The sequence below is a fragment of the Boudabousia tangfeifanii genome (assembly GCF_001856685.1).
Taxonomy (GTDB): Bacteria; Actinomycetota; Actinomycetes; order Actinomycetales; family Actinomycetaceae; genus Boudabousia; species Boudabousia tangfeifanii.
In genome coordinates this window covers 96,182-115,746 of the sequence record NZ_CP017812.1, presented here as the reverse complement: position 1 = coordinate 115,746, position 19,565 = coordinate 96,182, and the positions used below count along the sequence as shown (strand labels likewise).

Below are 19,565 nucleotides of genomic sequence, written 5' to 3'. Positions count from 1 at the left end.
CGGATAAGAACCGTTCTCTTATCCGGCCCAAAACTATAAAATCTTTGGTCGTACTACTCGAGCACTCTAAATAGTAAAAGTACTAAATTGAACACCGTGTTAAATTAATTTAAAACGCTTGATGCAAATGCGTTCATTTCTAAACGATGATGTTGGAGGTTTTTATGCGTTCGCGTAGTTTGGTGGCTATTGCTGCTACGACCGGTTTAGCAATCTCAGGTCTACTCCCCGCCCTTACCCCCATGGTTACTGGCGAAAACAGCGTCCCTGCAGCCCAGGCAGCAACCAAAATCGTTGTTGCCTCAGCCAAAGCTCGTGGCGGCAAATTCGTTGACGTACCAGCAAACATGTTCCTCTCAGGAGAAATGGCCTGGCTAGCAGACAAAGGCATCTCCACCGGCTGGCCCGCAGGAAACAACCAACGCGCCTACCGCCCCCTAATCAACATCGAACGCCAAGCCATGGCAGCCTTCCTCTACCGCATGGCTGGCATCAAAAACTACCAAGCACCAGCCACCTCCAAATTCGCTGACGTACCAACCAACCACCCCTTCTACCAGCAAATCTCCTGGATGGCCTCAACTGGCATCACCACCGGCTGGGTACGAGATGGCAAACGCTACTTCAACCCAGACGGGCCAGTAAACCGCGACGCCATGGCCGCCTTCATCTACCGCTTCGCAGGCAAATACCCAGCCAAAGTATCCAAAGCAGTACGATCCGTAACCAAAAACTTCAACCCCTCAGGCACAGTCTTCGCTGACGTCACCAAAGGCACCGACTTCGCCAAAGAAATGGAATGGCTACGCCGCACCCTAATCTCCACCGGCTGGCCAGGAAGCAACGGCAAACGCTACTACCGTCCAGTCACCCCCATCCACCGCGACGCCATGGCCGCCTTCCTCTACCGCCTACAAAACAACAAACTAGTAAATATCCCACCGCGGAAGGCCAATCTAGCTAAAGGAAAAAACTGGTTAAAGCAAAGCTGCCGGAGCTCCCCTGACGAAATCAATTGCAATCGTCCATTGCCGCTAAACGTTGACACTGCAGCTGCTCTAAACCAGTACAAGAACCTCACCAAATTGCGGCTCCGGGTGAGCGATAAGCACGAAGTTAGCAACGATTTTGTCCTGAAACTCAGTAGCCTGAAGTTGCTACAACTATCGGCATACTACAACGATAAGAAGGTTCACCCCTTCCCGAACATTAAGCATCTACCAAAGTTAGAAAAACTGTATTTGACGGATATGAACGGTCACCCCTACCCAGTGGCTAAAGTTCCCGCTTTCTATGCACCGAATTTGAAAGACTTTGATATTCATCGCTCGTACATCACCCTTAAGCGGCTACCACTAACAAAGGTTGAAGCCTTCAAAGCACCAAAGCTTGAACACTTCAAGATCGATGGGGCCAGCATTAGCTCCCTGCCGAAGCTCAACCTGCCGAAGTTGCGCGGGCTCTACCTAACTGACAATAAGCTATCTCGCCTGCCGGATATTAGTGCGATGCCATCACTTGAAAAAGCATATTTCACTGACAATCCGATCCGGAATGTCGCTAATGCGCGTCTTCCTCGGAACCTAAAGACGCTAGGTTTACAGCGCAATCAGTTGACCAGCTTTAGCGGTCTTCGCTCTGGTTCCCTTGAATACCTTTACCTGACCGGCAACCAAATTCGCACAGTAGATACTCGAAGCATCAACCTACCAAGATTGAAGAGGCTGGAAATGGCCGACAATAAACTTCGTCGCCTGCCAACCCTTGTGTTCCCTTCACTTCAAACACTTGATGTTTCACGAAACTACCTGAAACTCAAGCCAGTAGTTAAAACCAACTACAAGTACTTGCACATTTTATGGGGCGGTCAGCACGTCTAAGCAAGTGATCATTTATTAACCATCGGTGGGCAGTTTCGAGCAAGAACTGCCCACCACTTATTTTCCTCCGGCAAACCCGCCACTCAATTTTGTTTACCGAGGATAATAGCTTCAACCACCAACTTGGTTAAAATCTCTGAGGACTTTCGGCCCTTCCTCGCCCTCGGTAGTGAGGATGAAAACGGGTAGTCAGAGCATTTTTCCCTTTGTGCAATCAGTTCTGCATGCGTGTGTGCGCGTTCACGGATAATATGACCTTGGATCAACGATCACAGGAGGAGCTGCTATGTCGAAATCAACCTCAGTTCGTAAGTTTGGGATCAGCGCAGTCGCGCTTGCCATGCTCGCAACCGTTGGATTTACTCCAATCGCTAGTGCCGCAGATCCCGTTGAAGAAAATCCTGCAACTTTTAGCATTGTGCCCAAAGGGATCAACTACCAGTCAGACAAGTTGCGTCCAGAAAAAGCAGAACGCTCACAAGAAACGATTCAAAAACTCTCAAAGTATGGTTTTGAAACTAAAACTAATAGCACTCGCTGCGGCACCGCTCCGAAGCTTGACGAAAGAGATAAGACCCGAATGATCGAGACTTGGAACGCAATCCGTTCCATGGCTGGTGTTCCTACTTTGGTTGGTGCCCCAAGTAACGATGCTAGATGGCGTGGTGCACAGGAAGGCGCTTTTTCCATGTCGATTAGTGGCACTATTTCTCACGGTCTAGATCCGGCAAAAGACTTTAAATGCCGCACTCCTGGTGGGGTGGAAGCAACTGGTAGTTCCAATATTGCTGCCGGGCATTACGGTCCAGCTGACGTTCTTATCGACTATATGCACGATTACGGCCACCCAAGTGTGGGTCACCGCCTTAACATGCTAAATCCAGCCATTAAGAAGACCACTTTCGGAGTGGTTAACAAGGTCAGCACTTTGGGAACCCTACCCGGAGCGGCCGACTTAGATTATTCCGTTCCATTTAAAAATCCAGTGTTTTGGCCAGCACCGGGATATATTCCTAAGAACCTGATGACTAGCGGTTGGAGCATCTCAACCAAATCCGGTTGGGACGCCACCGGACTAAAGATGAATCAGCCTACCTCCTTGAAAGAATTGAGCGGCAATAGTTTCCGTACCGTTGCGGTTAATCAAAAAGAAGCGAAACCTATCGATTCCCAGTACATGTCGAGCGCGAGTTCACAAGTTTCCCACGTGAGGACTGAGGCTCTTCGTCTTCCCGAAAAGCTGAATACAGACATTGTCAAAACTTTCTTAGCGAAGTTCCCGACTAACAAGGGCACTTTCGTTTACCCCGTGAAGGTGTTTGAGAACCTTAAGACTTTTGAGGCACCAAAGTGGCATGTGGGTTACAAGCGTGCCGCCGACAATTTGAAGTTCCATTTGCGAGCTACCCCAGGCACTCAGGTGCGCGCATTCGTGAAACGGGGCGCGAAGGGCGACTGGGAACTCTTAACCAAGTTGGGTAAAGAGGCAGACCAGTGGCTGAAAGTCACTACCTACAGTGATCGTCCCGATTTCAACCTCGATCTCAACGGCTACGGTTTGAAAGCTGGCGACCTGGTGAAACTGGTCGCGGAGAACGACCTCGGCATGCATGATCGAGGGATTGTGCTGGTGCAGCCGCGTGAAGTAGTGTTGGTTACTAGCAATTGGAAGGGGAAGTCCAACTTCAAGGATTTGGCTCCAAAAGACCTGTTCTACTCCGAGATTAACGAAGCGAAGGTAAACGGTATTACCACCGGTTACCCTGATAAGACTTTCCGCCCACTGGCAAACGTGGAGCGCCTCGCGGTAATGGCTTTCTTGTACCGGATGGCCGGCTCACCTGAGGTGAAACTGCCGAATACATCCCCGTTCGCGGATGTGCCTCGCAACAGCCCGTGGTTTAAGGCTATTTACTGGGGTTACTCGAACAAGATCACCACTGGTTGGGTCCGGAACGGTAAGCGCTATTTTGAACCGCGTTCACCGATTGCCCGTAACGCCATGGCAGCTTTCATGTTCCGTTTCGCCAAGCAGTTCCCGAACCGAGTCCAGCCGGAAATGGTGACTTTGCCATTCTTGAAGACCACCCCGAGCCGACTGAAGGACATTTCGGGTGACTACTTCATCAACCAGATTCGCTGGCTCGAACGCGCCAAGATCACTACCGGTTTTGCCGATAAAGGTAACACTCGCACCTACCGCCCATTGGAGCCGGTTCACCGTGATGCCATGATTGCCTTCTTGTACCGCTTGCAACGCAATCACCTCAAGGACAACAAGGTAGTCACGATTAAGTAAGTCTTGCTGGCCGAGGACGCCACCCCGGTTCCACCCACCGGGCGTCCTCGGCCAGTCTTTTAAGATCCCAACCGTGGCAGGCTACCCGGGCCTGCCAACTAAATCCAAGGAAAAACCCTCATGAAAAACAGCAAACATTTAATTGCTTTGAGTGCCGCCTTGGCGCTGGCAGGAACTTGCCTGCCCGGCTTGGCACCAATGACTGCCCAAGCGGCCGGGCGGAAGGTACTACCCGACCTCAATACTGCGAGCGAAGCACAGGGCGTGCTAGATGAACTCAACCAACTAACTCGCCCGATGGAAAAGATCATCCCAACTTCGGGCTGTGAATACCCAGGGGTTGCAGCCCAACCGGACCGAGAAGACTTTTTTACTGCCTGGAACTTGGCTCGAAAGTTGCTTAAGTTTGAGTCGGTGGGTCAGCTCCCCGAAGACAGTCCCGCTTGGGAAGACTTGCAGGCAGCGTCTTACTCGATGACCCAAGCTGGCCAGATCTCTCACGGCTTGGTTCCTGAGGAGGCTTTCCCTTGTCGCACCGAGGGCGGGGCCAGAGCCACCAACCTTGGGGTTCTTGCTTTTGCAAACATGGGTTTTTGGACCAGCGACCTGAGCACCCCGCTTCAACCGTTGGGTAACTCCTCAAAGCACGTTTTGGGTTTGCTTGGAGATACCGGCGATAACAACACTATCGTGGGTCACCGCATGCAGATGCTCTCGCCCACACTGGCAAATAGCGCTGTTGGTATCACTTCTTGGAATACCAAAAACATCGAAGGCAATTGGAATAAGTTAGACCAGCAGAGCACTGCGGCAGCATTGACGCTACCTAGCAACGCGGTTAATGGCGAAGACTGGATTGACGCCTACCAAAGCTACAAATCGATGTACAACGACAACCGGCCACGTCCCACTTACTACAGTTGGCCAACTGCAGGTTACTTCCCGCAAAAATTCTTGCCAGGTTTTGACGAAAATGAGGAACTTCAACGCTGGTCATTAAACGTAGACACCGCCAAACCAACCAAACCGCCCTACCTCAGTGAGGTAGAGGTAAAGGTTGACCAGCAGGCAGTATTCTCAGACTTTACTGGGCAAGACACCCGCAACGACATCACCGCCCAAGATCATGTAGCTGATGGCACCCCTCAAAACCATATGGGTTACCCTGGCTTGATTGGACATGTCACCACAAAACAGCTCAATCTGGAGTCACCACTTGCCGATGATGAAGTCCGAACAATCATGGTCAAAATGCCGACCACTAAGGGAGATTTCATCTACCCAGTGAAGATCTTCAACCACTTGAAGACTTTCAAAGCACCAAACATTGACCTGCCAGCTCAGTTGGAAAACACGAAGCTACAGGTTGCTTTGCAGGGCACCGCGGGCACCAAGTTTAAGGTTTATGTCAAGCAAACCTCTGCCGACCGAGGACGCCCTGCCGGTGAGTGGACAATGCTAACAAATGTTGATCCAAACCAGGGCTGGCCAATGGTTACCGGTTACACTCCGAAAGCAAACTGGAAGGTTGATCTGGCAAAGTTCAACGTGAAGGAAGGCGACCAAGTTCGGATTGTGGCTGAAAACGACCTCGGCCAGCAGACCAAAGACACCACAATTATCAAACCGAAGCCGAAGCCAAAGCCGGTTCCCAAGCCAGCGCCTAAGCCGAAGCCGGTTCCAGTTAAACCGGCACCGGTAAAGCCAGCACCCAAGCCAGTCAAACCGGCTCCAAAACCCGCACCGGTTAAGCCGGCACCAAAGCCGGCTCCCAAGCCCGCACCGAAACCGGTTAAGCCAGCACCAAAGCCAGTCAAGCCTGCACCGAAACCAGTCAAACCGGTTCCAAAGCCCAAGCCGGTACCGGTGAAGCCAACACCGGTCAAGCCCACGCCGAAACCTACTCCGGTTAAACCAACACCAAAGCCAGTCAAACCCGCACCAAAACCGGTAAAGCCGGCACCAAAGCCAGTCAAACCCGCACCGAAACCAGTCAAACCGGTTCCAAAGCCCAAGCCGGTACCGGTGAAGCCAACACCGGTCAAGCCCACGCCGAAACCGGTCAAGCCTACGCCAAAACCTACTCCAGTTAAACCAACACCAAAGCCAGTCAAACCCGCACCAAAACCGGTAAAGCCGGCACCAAAGCCAGTCAAACCCGCACCGAAACCAGTCAAACCGGTTCCAAAGCCCAAGCCGGTACCGGTGAAGCCAACACCGGTCAAGCCCACGCCGAAACCGGTCAAGCCTACGCCAAAACCTACTCCAGTTAAACCAACACCAAAGCCAGTCAAACCCGCACCAAAACCGGTAAAGCCGGCACCAAAGCCAAATAAACCAGCTCCTACTAATCAGTGCTTCCCGATGAAGGCAGAGAAGGCTCCTAAGGTTAAGGCTCGCTTGTTCAAAGACGTCCCACTTTCCGAGTGGTTGTCGCCTGAAGTTTACTGGGCACGGGCCAATGGCATCACCACTGGTTGGGCAGACAACACCTTCCGCCCACTAAACGGCACCAAGCGCCAAGATATGGCCGCGTTCCTTTACCGCCTAGCGGGCAAGCCAGCTTTCAAAGCAAATGAGACTGGCTTCAAGGATGTTCCAGCTAACCACCCATTCATGAAGCAGATCGCGTGGATGAAGGATTCTGGTATCTCGACCGGTTGGGCAGATAAGACCTTCCGTCCGAACCAAATGGTTACTCGCGACGCTATGGCTGCCTTCTTGATGCGCTTTGCTGAAAAGTTCCCAAGCGTTGTCTCCCCAGAAGTACAGCCAGCCAAACTTAAGCTTGATGGCGTTAAGGTTCCGCTTAAGGACGTTAACGTTAACGGCTTGCACGGCAAAGCAATGCGTTGGATCTGGGCCTCCGGTGTCTCCACCGGTTGGGCAGATAAGACCTACCGCCCATTAAATAATGTCAACCGTGACGCCATGGTGGCATTCATCTACCGCCTACTAAACAACAAGGCCAAGCCAGCCTGCTGAGCCAAGTTTAGCTAGACACTAGTGTCGCCCCACCGTTTGGTGGGGCGACACTTTTCTATCTACCCTTTTTGGAACCCACTGGCACCTGAGCGAACAAAGCCCTGCTAGGATGGTTGCTAACTGCAGCATAGTTGCCGCCATTCTGTAACCAGGAGTTGATAACCATGGGAACCGATCAAACTAAATCAAAACTGGCTCAAATCACCCTGGCAAACTACGGCCCATTCGGCGAAACCACGGCTTGCTTCTCCCCCGCCCTAAACGTGTTGGTTGGCAATAACGCGATGGGCAAATCACTGTTCTTAAAACTTCTGTACGCCTCAGCAACCGCCTTGTCTTGCCCCGACCTGCAGCCAGAACAACTGGCTGACTGTCTAGCGCAGAAACTAGTGTCGGTTTGTCGCCCCACGGGTGGGGAACTGTCCCGCTTGGTCAGTCGCCATGAGGGTACCGACTCTGCTCAGATCCAGCTTGATTTCACGCCAGAAGCGCCACACACCACCACCGGCGATAGCAACCAAAAGGCACCTCTAGCCGCCGCCCGAGACTTTCAAAGCTTGGCATTCACCATTCCAGCCACACCACAGACTCCCCCATTATCGGTAACCTCAGTCCCGCCCTTCTCGCCGGCTACTTCCCCGGTGTATTTGCCTTCGCAAGAGGTGATCTCTTTCCTGCCTGGTTTCTTGGACGCTCTAAAGCAGGTGCCGTTGCCGTTTCCGCAGACTTGGACTGACGCGGCAAAAGCTTTGAGTGCGCGCGCATTGGCTAACCCGCCCTCGCCCTCGTCCTCGGCTGACAAAGCCTTGACAGAGCTGGAAGGTGTGCTGGGTGGTCGGGTGACCCAAGGCGAAACTGGCGAGTTTTTCTTGTCGACCCCGACCGGTCAGACGGAGATGCCGCTGGTGGCGGAGGGGATGCGCAAACTGGCCTCGCTGGCGCAACTGATTCTGAATGGGGCCGTGGGCCCGGGCTCGTGCCTGTTTTGGGATGAACCGGAGGCGAACTTGAACCCGTCAGCCCTGCAGGCCCTGTGCCGCGCTCTGTTCTTCCTGGCCGAGGGCGGCACGCAACTTTTCGTCTCCACGCATTCGCTGTTTGTGTTGCGGGAACTGGATTTGCTTTCGTCCCAATCTCGGGTGCCGATCCGCTATGTTTCCTTGGAAAGGTCGCTGGCCGAGGGCGGGGATTCTGGCGTCGAGCTGGCGGCTTTCGACACTTTGGACGACCTCGAGTCGATCGCTTCGCTGGATGCCGAGTTGGAGCAGGCTTCGCGCTATTTGCGGTGACATGATGGGCGAGCAAGGCAACGGGTGGGAGCTTCCCCACGAGAAGCAGACGGTGGTGATGGACCGGTTCCGCATCACCTATAACCGCTCGTGGGCGCTGATGGAATTCGATGGTTCCCCGCTGGATAAGGCGACTGGGCAGCGCATTGGCGCGAAGGACCTGCAGTTGGGCTTCGACACTGCCAGCACTTTGCGAGAAAAGCATGCTCGCGCCGGTTCCCCGCCTGACCTGGTGCGTCGCCTGCACTTGGAGGCAGCGAATCCGCACTTGCAGGGCAACGACCCTTTGGGGGCGCGCTTGCATCACAAACGGGTCGACGTGGTGGCGCTACGCCCCCAGCAAGCCGAGGGCGGCAAGGGCCCGAGCGAGCAGGTGGCAAGCGAGCGGGCCCTTTGGCTGTGCGAGTTGAAAAACTACTCGTCGGTGGAGCTGGAAGGGCGCCCGAATGTGCACCCGAACGCGAAGCATTTGGAGCGGGCGAATATTCTGCAAAAGTTCTCGTCTACTTTCCACGCGGTCTGTGTGGCAAACACGTTGAAAGATCCGCAGGTGGCTGCGCGGGGCCAGCAGTTGCGGGACGCATTTTTGGAGGCGGATCGCCTGGGTTTCGCCCTCGTTTTTTGTACCGATAACAAGCAGCAGCTGGCTTTCGCTAGTGCATTTGAGCAGTATTTCCGGATGATTACTCGCCGAGCCCGTCGGATCCAGCAACAAACCGCAGAAGGTGGCGGAGATTTGAGTGACGATCTGGCTCGGGTCGCCAGGTCTTGGGACGAGGATGCCGCCGCCCGGCTCAACTTCCTGCACTGGATGCGCTACGTGCCCACCAGCACCAAAATCAGCGTCCGTGTCTTCCCCGTGCTGCTAGCCGAGGGCGGTACCAGTTTCAAATCGCTGCGCAAGCTCCCAGACGGCATCGATTTCGAGCCGGGGTAAGGGTTTACGAGCTCTAACACTAAAAACCACTCAGCGGAACCCTCAAATTAGTAACAAATGTATGAGGCTGCAGATTTAACTTTTGTCATCCTCGAATTCACTTTTCCAATTGTCTATAAAATACTCAGCATTATTGCTGCTGTTTATCAGTAAAATTCTTGAAGATTGATTTGGCATCTCGATAAAGCAAGGGTTTTTCAACTGCATCTTCATCGTAATTGACCTTGCAATCACTATTAGACACTCTCTCACTAATAGCTGCAGAAAAATCTTTAGTGTTCTCTGCGCCTTTGATATCGGGATGCCACTTAATAAATTTTCCTTTTCCTTGAAAAGTAGCGTTAACAAGCTTCGCGTTCGAAATAATAAAACGTCCGAAAAATGTACAACCATTAAAGTTCACATCATTAAAAACTATGTTTGTGAAATAAACAGAACGACGAAATATGGCACCCCAAAACTCTACTTTTCCTTCAAAAACACAGTTTTCCCAGTGGAGTGGACAAGCAAAGACAGTTTCGTGTAAATCAAAATTTAAAGATGACCACTTTCCTTTCTCTTCCTCAACGGAAGCGCCATTCCCTTCCCCTGTTTTTTCATCTTTTCCACCAGTCTTAGCCTCATTAATAATTCTCGGTCTTGTATTATTCGCGATGACTTGCACAATCGTTTGTTGCACAGTCTGATCACATTCTGCACTAAGCTCATCAGGCCATTTTTCAAAATCAAAGTTTAAGATCGCACTCTTCTCTTTTCTCAGTTGTTTCAATCGTTTTCGACTAAACTCCGTTATGGGAGCATAAATTTCAAACGAAGATGAGTTCCTCAGATACGCGCATAGGATATTCACAATCTGCTGAGGCATTGGACAGTTTTTATCAGCTGCTAATCGCTCGTTTGCCAAATATTCGAGTTTCAACACCGCACTTATCCGAGAAAGCACATTATCAGAACTCAATAGCTCAACTGCTTCCTGATAACGCAAATGAGGCAATTTATCGAGTTCGATCTTCTCCATTCGTTCTTTCATCTGGATATCACGATAACGCTGCACCAAATAAATAACACCACCCAATCCACCGGTAGTACTGATAGCTGCAGTGCTAACAGCCTTGGGATCTGAACCACTACCCATAAACCATCGCCAAAACAAAAGTGATGCGAACAAAAGCAATAAAGATCTAATAGACCAGCAACAAATATCAAGTCCTAAACTGGTCTGAGGAATGCCACCATTTTTTTCCTGACGCTTTACTTTTTTCCGCTTTGAACTTAAATATACGGATGCTTTCTCTAAGCTTTTACAAAAATGACACACTGGAGATGCCAATTTAAAACTCCCTACAAGTCAGAACCGGTTTATGCTGGCGGACCGATTGTCAGCGTTTTTCTTTAACCCCACTCAGTTGGATGGCAGCTATTTCAATCCAACCTTTATCGAGTTTCGAGCATTTTTACTCCCCGTGGTTCAGTTGATATCTTGGACTGCCTTTGTAATTGTTTTGTCCAATGCGACACTCGAGAGCCGACCGCATCTTTCCATAAACCGGGATTGAAGGTTGCAGAATGATAGAACGAAATTCTGTCACTATCACAAATGTAGTATTCGACTTCGTCCCACCAATCGCTATCAACAATGAAAGCCGAACGCACAACAACAGCTGAAGTTTCGGTGCCATCGTCTAGTTGAATGTTGGTGAAATCTGAAGCGCTATGCCCAAGCACTAAGAATCGCTTTCCTATTAAAGAGCGGAATGAATGTTCTGGCCACCAACAACAGGTAATTTCTTTTAACTGCTCAACATTTGCATGAGGTGACATCGATCCTGTAATTGTAATTGGAATCCAATCATCAAGCTCATATTCTTCCACAAGCCTCTCCGCAAGATCGCGCAGATCAACTAAGGGTGCTTCTTTTCGAAACTCAGAATACATATAGTTCAACGAGCCACTAATCACTGCAGTGGAAGATCCCGCTATATTACTTAGAAGCCTTGGTAGTCCCATCCTCTGATCAAAATCTTCGCGCTCAGTCTTGCCATTTGATTCTTTTCCGAACATTGAGATGAACGAAGTTTCTACAACCCTAGCAGTCGTATCAGGATCTTCAGTGCCTTCAAGTCGTGCTGCTAAAAAGCGAATATCTGGATAGCCAGGATCTTTGAAAAGGTCTAGTAACTTACGTTGCTTTCCCGTCTCCATACCAGCTTCTTGAGACAGACTCTCACTAATGTGCCTCAGTACTCGTTTCCTAACACCTTTTCCAATGTAGATAGGAATAGGAATAGAAAGAGACTCTGTTTTCAGTAATTCACTTTCAGAGGCATTATGACGAATACACTCTCTCCAATCACGTGGGTCATAATAGGCGTAGATGTACTTCCCCAATTTGTCATAATCTATTTCCCCTACTCCAGCATTCGCTAGAAGTTCAGCAATCTTGGCATTTAGAACTTTAGTAGCCTCATCGACCATAGTTACTACCCCTTAACAAATTGTAACTTTCACAACAAAGTATACTCATATATTTCTAACGAGCATTTATTGTCCAACTTTTGCACTTTCAGTATGTTTCGTACATTAGCTACTAGAAATGATGATTCTCACCCCTCCTAAATGGAGACCAGCTAGAATATCCTTCATGGCTAAGTTTGATTTGCAGGCGCGGTTAGCGACCGCTCGGAAGACCCTTTGGCATTTTCGGAAGGGCGGCCTCGCCCAGGTGAGGGAGCACAATCGTCGTTCTGCCCTGCAAGCTTTCCAGCCGATGGTGATTGCCCCGCGCACCCATAAGCTCAACCCTTTCGCGCGCACCAAAACCACTCGTAGTGGCCAGCCGCTTGGCCCCGATTTTGTGCGTTCGCTTGGTCCTTGGCCGACTGAAACAACCGAGGGCGCTCGTCGCCCGCTGAAGGTTGGGGTGATTATGGATGCGTTTACGACTTCTTGTTTTGCGCCTGAGTGGGAGCAGGTCGCCCTCGGCCCGAATACTTGGCCGGAACAGTTAGAAACCGAAAAGCTGGACTTTGTGCTGATTGAGTCGGCTTGGCACGGCAATAATGATCAGTGGCGTTATGGCCTATCGGGCAAACCCTGGGACAAACTCCGCAACCTGTTGGCTGCCTGCCACGAGCGGCAGATTCCGACTGTTTTTTGGAATAAGGAAGATCCCGCCCACTACGACGATTTCATTGAAACCGCCCGCCTGTTCGACCACGTTTTTACTACCGATTCGAACTGCATCCCCCGCTACCAGACCGACCTCGGGCACGACCGAGTCTACCCGTTACCGTTTGCGGCACAGCCACAAATTCACAATCCGGTACGCCCCGAAAAAGGCTACGCCTCACGCGATATTGCCTTCGCCGGCACCTACTTCACCCACAAGTTCCCCGAGCGCCGCGCCCAAATGGACATTCTCCTTGGCGGTGCCGATGACGTGTCCGCCAAAATGGACACCGGCTTGGAAATCTACTCGCGAGAAATGGGCACTGGCGACCCGCGCTACCAATTCCCAGAACCACTCGATAAGCGAGTCATCGGCTCAGTGGACTACCAGCGCATGCTCAGTGCCTACCGTGCCTACAAGGTCTTCCTCAACGTCAACTCGGTTACCGACTCCCCCTCCATGTGCGCCCGTCGCATCTTCGAAATCCTCGCATGCAACACCAGCGTGGTCTCCACCCCCTCCGCAGCCATTCGAAATTTCTTTCCCGAAACCGAACTCGCAGTCGTTAACGACCGCGAAGAAGCTGGCACCATGCTGCGCGCCCTGGTGGGCTCACCCCTTTTGCGTGATCGCATGAACCACCTAGCCGCTAGGCGTATTTGGAACGAACACACCTACTCCCACCGCGCCGAAACCATCCTGACCACCATCGGCCTACAAACCGCTCCCACCCCAAGGCCCACCGCCAGCGCGATCGTCTCTACCATCCGCCCCGAACAAATCGACCACATTCTCAAAACCGTGGCCGACATGAACGGCATCGATGGCCTCCCAGTACAACTGTGCCTACTCACCCACGGCTTTGAAGCCCCCAACGACCTCGAAGCCCGCGCACGCGACCTCGGCCTAGAAAACACCATCATCCTCACCGGCGACCCCAACAACAGCCTTGGCACCTGCCTCAACCAGCTCATCGAAGCAGCCGACGGCACCTACATCGCCAAAATCGACGACGACGACTGGTACGGCCCCCACTACCTGACCGACCAAATCCACGCACTAAACTACTCCGGCGCCCAAATCGTAGGCAAACAAGCCCACTACGCCCACCTCGAATCACTCGACGCCACCGCCCTAATCAGCCCCGAGCGCGAACACCGCTACACCCACTTCCTCGCCGGCCCCACCCTAGTAACCACCCGCGAAACCGCCCTCGCCCACCCCTTCGAAAACCGCACCACCGGCGAAGACACCGCCTTCCTAACCAACATCGGCAACGCCGGCGGACGCATCTACTCCACCGACCGCTTCAACTTCCTCCGCCGCCGCTCCACCCACAACCACACCTGGAACATCAGCGACGAAGAAGTACTCCGCAACGGTCAAATCGTCGCCTACGGGAAAAACCTCGAAACCATCATGTTCTAGGCTCAAAGGCCGAGGGCGAGGCCGGGAGCCGGGGGCAGAGCACACTAGCGACCACAAGCCATACCGATACGGTCCAGTCCCACGCCCAGGGCGAGGCTGGAAGACGGAGGCAGGACGCACCCGCCGGAGACAAGCCATACTGCCAAAATCCTGTTCCAGGCCTAATGCACGCCTGCACCGGCGCACGCCCCACACGGCGCGCCAACCTTGCCTTAACGCACCCCAAATTCAAAGCATTTTCCTCACCCCCCCATTTTGTTAAAATAACTCACAACACACTACCGAGTCGGGGGTCACAGGAACTATGAACGATTTTATTCGCAATAGTATCCGCCATGATTGGCGCCGCCTACTGGCTGTCTTTGTGGCGGTTTTTCTGGCGGTGCCGTCGTTCCTGCTGCTCACGTCCTCGGTCAATAAAAATCGGCTCGAGGTCGGTGAAACGATCCAGCAAAATTGGCGTGGCAGCTTCGATCTACTGCTTCGTCCCACCGGAAGCCGCACCGACCTCGAAACCCAACAAAACTTGGTAACCCCCAACTTTCTAAACCATATTTACGGGGGCATCACCATGGAGCAACTGTCCCAAGTGCGCAGTCTCGGGCTGGTAGAGGTCGCGGCCCCCGTCGCCACCATCGGCTACCTGCCCATCAACCTGCTCCCCAGCATCGACATTACCCAGCAACTACCGCCTAGCCAGCGACAGCTCGTCAGATACACCACGACTCTTACCGCCAACCAGGGCGCAAAACGCGAAATCCCCGCCGGCCCGTTTTACACCTACTTCACCCCACAACCGCTCGATACGAATGGTGAACTTTGCGAAGAAACGCTGACCGAGGGCGAACCGGCACGCCTCAGCCCTTGGGGATACCAAAATCTGCCAATCTTCGTGATGGGTCACCGAGCTGAAGCGGAAAAACAAATCTCACCCTGCACCAATCAGTTCCCGGGCCACAACGAACTAATCAGCAACTTGCTAGAAGTCCCCCTTGGTATTACCGCAATCGACCCGAAAGCTGAAGCACAACTCGTCAATCTCAACCAGGCGATCGTTACCGGCAGAAACCTACGCCCTAGCGACGGCGCCAGCGAAGTTAGTGTCAGCGCTGATTTTCGCCGACTAGACCCGGGAGCCACTCCCGAAAATGGCAACGGAAACAAGGGTCAAGGTGCAGAAAACCCTGGGTTTACCGTGGCCTTTACCCGCAAGAATGTGCTGCCAATCTTACTCTCTAACCATCTTGGACCCGTGGACCTGAACGTCAACACTAAAGTGGAATCGCTCGGAACCGACCTGGCGGACCGATTCGTCAAAAACACCCAGGCTCCCAACACTGATCCGACCCAGAACCCATTAGCGGAAACTATTACCCAAGCGCCAGCCGAAAATAGTCAAAACTACCAGTACACTTTCCAAGACATCTGGCAAAACACCATTGCCGCCATTGTCAGTTCCTGGCCCGAAACCCCTGCCGACCAAATTGAGGCGGCCACGTTCAAACGACGGGTCAGAGAACCACTAATCGCAGTCAATAAACTTGTGCGCACCGGAACGCTGCCCCTAACTGCCGAGGGAACCGACTGGAAAGTAACCCCACAAGGAAGCGGGCAAAAATACAACAGCGACGAAACTCAGATCGTTCCCTCCGACCATGACGAGAACTACCGCGAAATCACCGAAATTGCCTTACCCACCGACGAAAGCCGCACCATCGACTTCATGCCCGTCGGCATTTTCGACCCCAACAAACTAGCCGCCAGCCCCAACGACAAAACCAACACGGAACCGAACACCCAGGGTGGAACTGGGACGACCGAGGGCGGGGAGCCCACCCCCACGGCTGGGCAAAACCCAGCCAGCCTCTCCCCGACCCCGTTGGGCACCTACCGCACCGAACTGCCGGTGGGAGCCGACCAAGCCAGTCGAGACGCCCTCGGCAATCAGCCGTTGCAACCAAACTTGAACCCCACCGGTTACCTCTCCACCCCGCCAGCTATCCTCACCACCTTGGATGGGATGGTGAGCCTACTGCAGAAAACCAAACCAGAACTGGCCAAGGCGCCCATCAGCGCAATCCGCGTGCGTGTCAAAGACATCGACCAGTACAGTCCCGAAAACATTGAAAAACTGCGGGTTGTGGGCGAACAAATCCAGAATCTGACCGGCTTGGAGGTCGACATTATGGCCGGCGGCTCCCCCAGCCCCCAGACCATTAAACTTCCCGCCAACGGCAAGCTACCCGCCCTGACTTTGACCGAGAACTGGACCAAAAAGGGCACCAGCACCCAGATTGTCAAAGCTATCGACCAAAAGTCGCTAGTAATCTTCGCGCTGATTCTGCTCTCCGCGCTACTAACCACTACGATTGCGGCCAGTGCTTTGGTTGGCGCGAAAAAACACCAGATCGGGGTGCTGCTGGCCATCGGTTGGACTAGCAGTAGCATTCGTCGAGCCCTCATTGCCGAGGTTACTACCGTGGGCGCATTGGCGGGCTTGCTTGGCCTTGGCATCACCTACCTGTTGGGAGCCTTCCTAAAACTTGGCTGGCCTTGGTACCAGCCACTCCTGACCCTGCCGATCGCTATTTTGGTAACCGTAGTTGCCGCTTGGCTAGGCACCCGCAAGCTTTCGCAACAAACCCCAAGGGAGGCGCTAGCTTCATGAGTACCAACCCCAAAATCACCGCACGTACCAACCTGGCCAACCCAAAATCCGGTAGCGCAAAGCCCAGCAGACTAAGGCTTTCTGGCCCTGCGGGCGTGGGTTTATCACGTGCCCGCCGCCGGCGTGGGCGCCTTGCCGCCGCCCTAATTTCGGTCCTCGTCGCCACCGCTACCCTGCTTTCCTTGGCGTGGATCCAATGGCAGTTTTCGGGGCAGCTGGCCGACACCGTCCTCGGCCAACTTGTTTCCCTACAAGTGCGCAGTGCTGATCTGATTGCCGCCGCTGTCTTGGCAGTGCTAGCCGCAGTTTCCGTGGGAGTGACCATGTGGTTGGGAGTACTCGAGGATGCCAGCATTTACGCCACTTTACGAGCGATCGGCTGGCCCAAGGCGAAAATCTGGCTGGCGAATCTTGCTAGCGCGATTTATCCGCTCCTTTGGGGATATCTATTAGGCACCCTCGTCGCTGCTATTTTTCCCCTTTGGTGGCAAGCAGGTGCCGACACGTTCCTCCTCTTAGCTGGCATTGGGCTGGGAATCACCTTGCTGGTAGGACTAGCCTTAGCTACTTTCATTACCAACTGGCAGCTTTCGCATCAAATTTCATCGCAACTAGTACGGGAATAACATCATGGAATCAAGAATCTCAAGGCGCCGCCGGCAATCAGAAAATGTTTCACGTGAAACCACCGATAAAGGGCTTGATTTAGCGGTTTCTGGGCTTAAAAAGTCTTATTTAACCAAGTCCAAAGTGGAAATCCCGGCTTTGCGTGGCATCGATTTAACAGTCCCAGCGGGTGCCGCTTTGGCCCTGATGGGCCCGAGTGGTTGCGGTAAGTCAACTTTGCTCCAACTTTTGGGGGCTTTCGATTTACCTACCGAGGGCGAAATCCGGGTGGGCGACACCAAAGTACATGAACTCAAAGGCAATGCCGGCGCTGATTACCGGGCCAGCATCGGTTTTATTTTCCAGCAGTTTCACCTAATTGACACGCTGCCGCTAGTGGCAAACGTGGCGCTCCCGTTGGTGGGACGCCAAGCGAAAGCGGAACGTCAAGAACGAGCCATGGCCCTGTTGGATTTTGTTGGCCTAGCCGATCGAGCCGAAAGTTTACCCACCGAACTGTCGGGTGGGCAACAGCAGCGTGTGGCGATTGCTCGTGCTTTGGTCAATGAACCGAAACTGGTGTTAGCGGATGAACCCACCGGTAATCTCGACTCGCAAAACGCCAACGAGATTATTGCGCTTCTTTCCGAACTGCATGACTATCTGGGAGTAACACTGCTGGTAGCCACCCACGATCCGCAGGTAGCTGACAAAATGCAAGGGACGATCCGAATGCAAGACGGGCTGATCGTCGGTTAACCGTCGGTCTGAGCCGCTGATTGCTTATTTCTGACCGGTGCTGACCTTATACAAAAGTGGTGGGACAGAACTATTGTTCCATCCCACCACTTACCGGATTGTAGGAGTTTATTAACTTTCTACCCCGCCAGGCTGGTTTGCTCAAAAAGCTTCAGAGCTGGCTAGCCCATTAGGCTGGTCTGCTCAAAAACCTCGGAACTCACTAGCCCGTCAGGCTTTTTTGGCCACGAAGGTCAGGAGTGCACCTCGTAACCTAAGCTTTCAACGCCAGCTAGTGACTGACATTTTTGATCTGGTCGAGGACGATCTCCTCTTCCCCGACCGGTGGCAGTTGCTGCTTATGCACCGTGCCCCGCTTTCGACCATCGGTTCGACTTTCACCCTGGGCCTTGCCACGACCCTGGGCCTCGCCGTCACCCGTTGGCCGGCTCTCATCGTCGGCCCGACCGTTATCTCGACCTCGGTCCTTACCCTGTGTCTGGCGTTTCGGTTGACGTTCAGGCTCATCGTCCTCGTCAAAATCACCAAACCCAGGGCCGCCCGCGTCCCCAAACAAAGTGGTCAAACCATGACTAATATCCAAGGTTTGCAACCGAGCGAAAACGGTCTGTTCCTTCAAGCGATTCCCACCAGAAGTCCTAACACCCGCATAGTCTTTTTCGAGCACATCTTCCAGGCGAGCACTGACTCGCCCACCGCCGATGCGACGCGCCTGCCAGAACAGCCAAACCGAGGTAGCCAGCGCCAACACCACACTAACCAGCATTGCCGATCGTGCCACGCCCGCATCAGTTAACTGCAAACCATAAAACGTTTGAAACGCTGCCAACATGACCAGGACACAACCCCAAATCCAGCCAATCGCATAACGCAGAGCGGTCATCCGCCGGGCAGCCAAGTCACCACGAGCATTCAACGTTACCGACGGCAAACGGTTCACCAAGTGAAGCAGAGTGTAATAGCAGGTGACCGCCGCTAAAGCGAAAGCCACTAGATAGTAGATCCACGCCCAAACAATCACCCGTGAAGTCCCTGGAAGAAAGGCCTGCAAGCTCACGAAGCATGCCAAGGAAAGCAAGGCGAACAATGCCATGAACGCCAAACCACCCGGCGGGAGCAGATCAGCCACTTTGCGTTCGCGCAAATCGGTGGACCGGCGGCTACCACTAAAGTTCCGGAAAACTGTTTCAAAAAGTAACCGATCCGCCAAGTAGAAGCCGACAAGCCCCATCCACATGGAAGCCACCGCGAAGAGCGCTCCCTCGTTAGTGTTAAACGCAAACCCCATTTTTACTAGGTCGCCATTGGCGTCCGGCAAGGTGCCAAAACGGAAAGTAAGCGCCCCAAAAAGCATGGCGAAGAATAACCCAATTAGCGGGGTGATCACAGTGGCCGTGACCTGACGAAACTCGTAGGAGGGCACTGTCTTCCCTAGGGTGAAACGACGCCACCCAAACCAGGCAAGAATCACCAGCAGCGGGAGTAAAAACCCAACAGCGTCTAGTGAATCAACCACATCAGTCAATTTATCGAAGTTCATTTTTA

At 52.9% G+C, this 19,565-nt stretch carries 12 protein-coding genes; 9 read left to right on the top strand and 3 right to left on the bottom strand.

The window, feature by feature from the left end; translation table 11 throughout:
* The first annotated feature begins 164 nt into the window (after positions 1 to 164).
* The 5 genes from BK816_RS00400 to BK816_RS00380 all read left to right on the top strand — a co-directional run bounded on the left by BK816_RS00400 (position 165) and on the right by BK816_RS00380 (position 9,390).
* Positions 165 to 1,880, top strand: coding sequence for an S-layer homology domain-containing protein (locus tag BK816_RS00400; protein WP_071163405.1), 1,716 nt, complete (start codon positions 165 to 167; stop codon positions 1,878 to 1,880).
* Positions 1,881 to 2,166: 286 nt separating this feature from the next.
* Positions 2,167 to 4,179 carry an S-layer homology domain-containing protein gene (locus tag BK816_RS00395; protein ID WP_071163404.1) on the top strand — a complete coding sequence of 671 codons (2,013 nt, stop codon included), beginning with the start codon at positions 2,167 to 2,169 and terminating at the stop codon, positions 4,177 to 4,179.
* 120 nt (positions 4,180 to 4,299) lie between these two features.
* Entirely contained in the window at positions 4,300 to 7,164 is a 2,865-nt protein-coding gene (locus BK816_RS00390; protein ID WP_071163403.1) for an S-layer homology domain-containing protein, read from the top strand.
* Positions 7,165 to 7,328: 164 nt separating this feature from the next.
* Positions 7,329 to 8,453: an AAA family ATPase gene (locus BK816_RS00385; protein WP_071163402.1), complete on the top strand. Its 1,125-nt coding sequence runs from the start codon at positions 7,329 to 7,331 to the stop codon at positions 8,451 to 8,453.
* 100 nt (positions 8,454 to 8,553) lie between these two features.
* The gene (locus BK816_RS00380; protein WP_170299644.1) at positions 8,554 to 9,390 is read left to right on the top strand and encodes a hypothetical protein; all 837 of its coding nucleotides are present in this window, start codon (positions 8,554 to 8,556) and stop codon (positions 9,388 to 9,390) included.
* Positions 9,391 to 9,520: 130 nt separating this feature from the next.
* On the opposite strand, the gene BK816_RS00375 is transcribed toward BK816_RS00380, so the two are convergent.
* Both BK816_RS00375 and BK816_RS00370 read right to left on the bottom strand, forming a co-directional pair.
* A complete protein-coding gene (locus BK816_RS00375; protein WP_156981947.1) occupies positions 9,521 to 10,720 on the bottom strand; it encodes a pentapeptide repeat-containing protein in 1,200 nt (399 codons plus the stop codon).
* 104 nt (positions 10,721 to 10,824) lie between these two features.
* Entirely contained in the window at positions 10,825 to 11,865 is a 1,041-nt protein-coding gene (locus tag BK816_RS00370; RefSeq protein WP_071163399.1) for a GIY-YIG nuclease family protein, read from the bottom strand.
* 166 nt (positions 11,866 to 12,031) lie between these two features.
* Between BK816_RS00370 and BK816_RS00365 the strand changes: the two genes are divergently transcribed.
* The 4 genes from BK816_RS00365 (at position 12,032) to BK816_RS00350 (ending at position 18,020) form a co-directional block, all read left to right on the top strand.
* Positions 12,032 to 13,987 carry a glycosyltransferase family protein gene (locus BK816_RS00365; RefSeq protein WP_071163398.1) on the top strand — a complete coding sequence of 652 codons (1,956 nt, stop codon included), beginning with the start codon at positions 12,032 to 12,034 and terminating at the stop codon, positions 13,985 to 13,987.
* A gap of 304 nt (positions 13,988 to 14,291) precedes the next feature.
* The gene (locus BK816_RS00360) at positions 14,292 to 16,655 is read left to right on the top strand and encodes an FtsX-like permease family protein (protein WP_071163397.1); all 2,364 of its coding nucleotides are present in this window, start codon (positions 14,292 to 14,294) and stop codon (positions 16,653 to 16,655) included.
* The gene (locus BK816_RS00355; RefSeq protein ID WP_071163396.1) at positions 16,652 to 17,281 is read left to right on the top strand and encodes a hypothetical protein; all 630 of its coding nucleotides are present in this window, start codon (positions 16,652 to 16,654) and stop codon (positions 17,279 to 17,281) included. Before BK816_RS00360 ends, BK816_RS00355 begins: the two co-directional genes overlap by 4 nt.
* Before the next feature lie 4 nt (positions 17,282 to 17,285).
* Positions 17,286 to 18,020, top strand: coding sequence for an ABC transporter ATP-binding protein (locus BK816_RS00350; RefSeq protein WP_083378934.1), 735 nt, complete (start codon positions 17,286 to 17,288; stop codon positions 18,018 to 18,020).
* Between the two features lie 271 nt (positions 18,021 to 18,291).
* On the opposite strand, the gene BK816_RS00345 is transcribed toward BK816_RS00350, so the two are convergent.
* A complete protein-coding gene (locus tag BK816_RS00345) occupies positions 18,292 to 19,560 on the bottom strand; it encodes a chemosensory receptor (protein ID WP_071163395.1) in 1,269 nt (422 codons plus the stop codon).
* Positions 19,561 to 19,565 lie beyond the last annotated feature (5 nt).

Coding starts and splice junctions, on each gene's coding strand:
- BK816_RS00345 (WP_071163395.1), bottom strand. CDS start 19,560: ATGAACTTCGATAAATTGACTGATGTGGTTGATTCACTAGACGCTGTT.
- BK816_RS00400 (WP_071163405.1), top strand. CDS start 165: ATGCGTTCGCGTAGTTTGGTGGCTATTGCTGCTACGACCGGTTTAGCA.
- BK816_RS00385 (WP_071163402.1), top strand. CDS start 7,329: ATGGGAACCGATCAAACTAAATCAAAACTGGCTCAAATCACCCTGGCA.
- BK816_RS00370 (WP_071163399.1), bottom strand. CDS start 11,865: ATGGTCGATGAGGCTACTAAAGTTCTAAATGCCAAGATTGCTGAACTT.
- BK816_RS00380 (WP_170299644.1), top strand. CDS start 8,554: ATGGAATTCGATGGTTCCCCGCTGGATAAGGCGACTGGGCAGCGCATT.
- BK816_RS00360 (WP_071163397.1), top strand. CDS start 14,292: ATGAACGATTTTATTCGCAATAGTATCCGCCATGATTGGCGCCGCCTA.
- BK816_RS00365 (WP_071163398.1), top strand. CDS start 12,032: ATGGCTAAGTTTGATTTGCAGGCGCGGTTAGCGACCGCTCGGAAGACC.
- BK816_RS00395 (WP_071163404.1), top strand. CDS start 2,167: ATGTCGAAATCAACCTCAGTTCGTAAGTTTGGGATCAGCGCAGTCGCG.
- BK816_RS00350 (WP_083378934.1), top strand. CDS start 17,286: ATGGAATCAAGAATCTCAAGGCGCCGCCGGCAATCAGAAAATGTTTCA.
- BK816_RS00355 (WP_071163396.1), top strand. CDS start 16,652: ATGAGTACCAACCCCAAAATCACCGCACGTACCAACCTGGCCAACCCA.
- BK816_RS00390 (WP_071163403.1), top strand. CDS start 4,300: ATGAAAAACAGCAAACATTTAATTGCTTTGAGTGCCGCCTTGGCGCTG.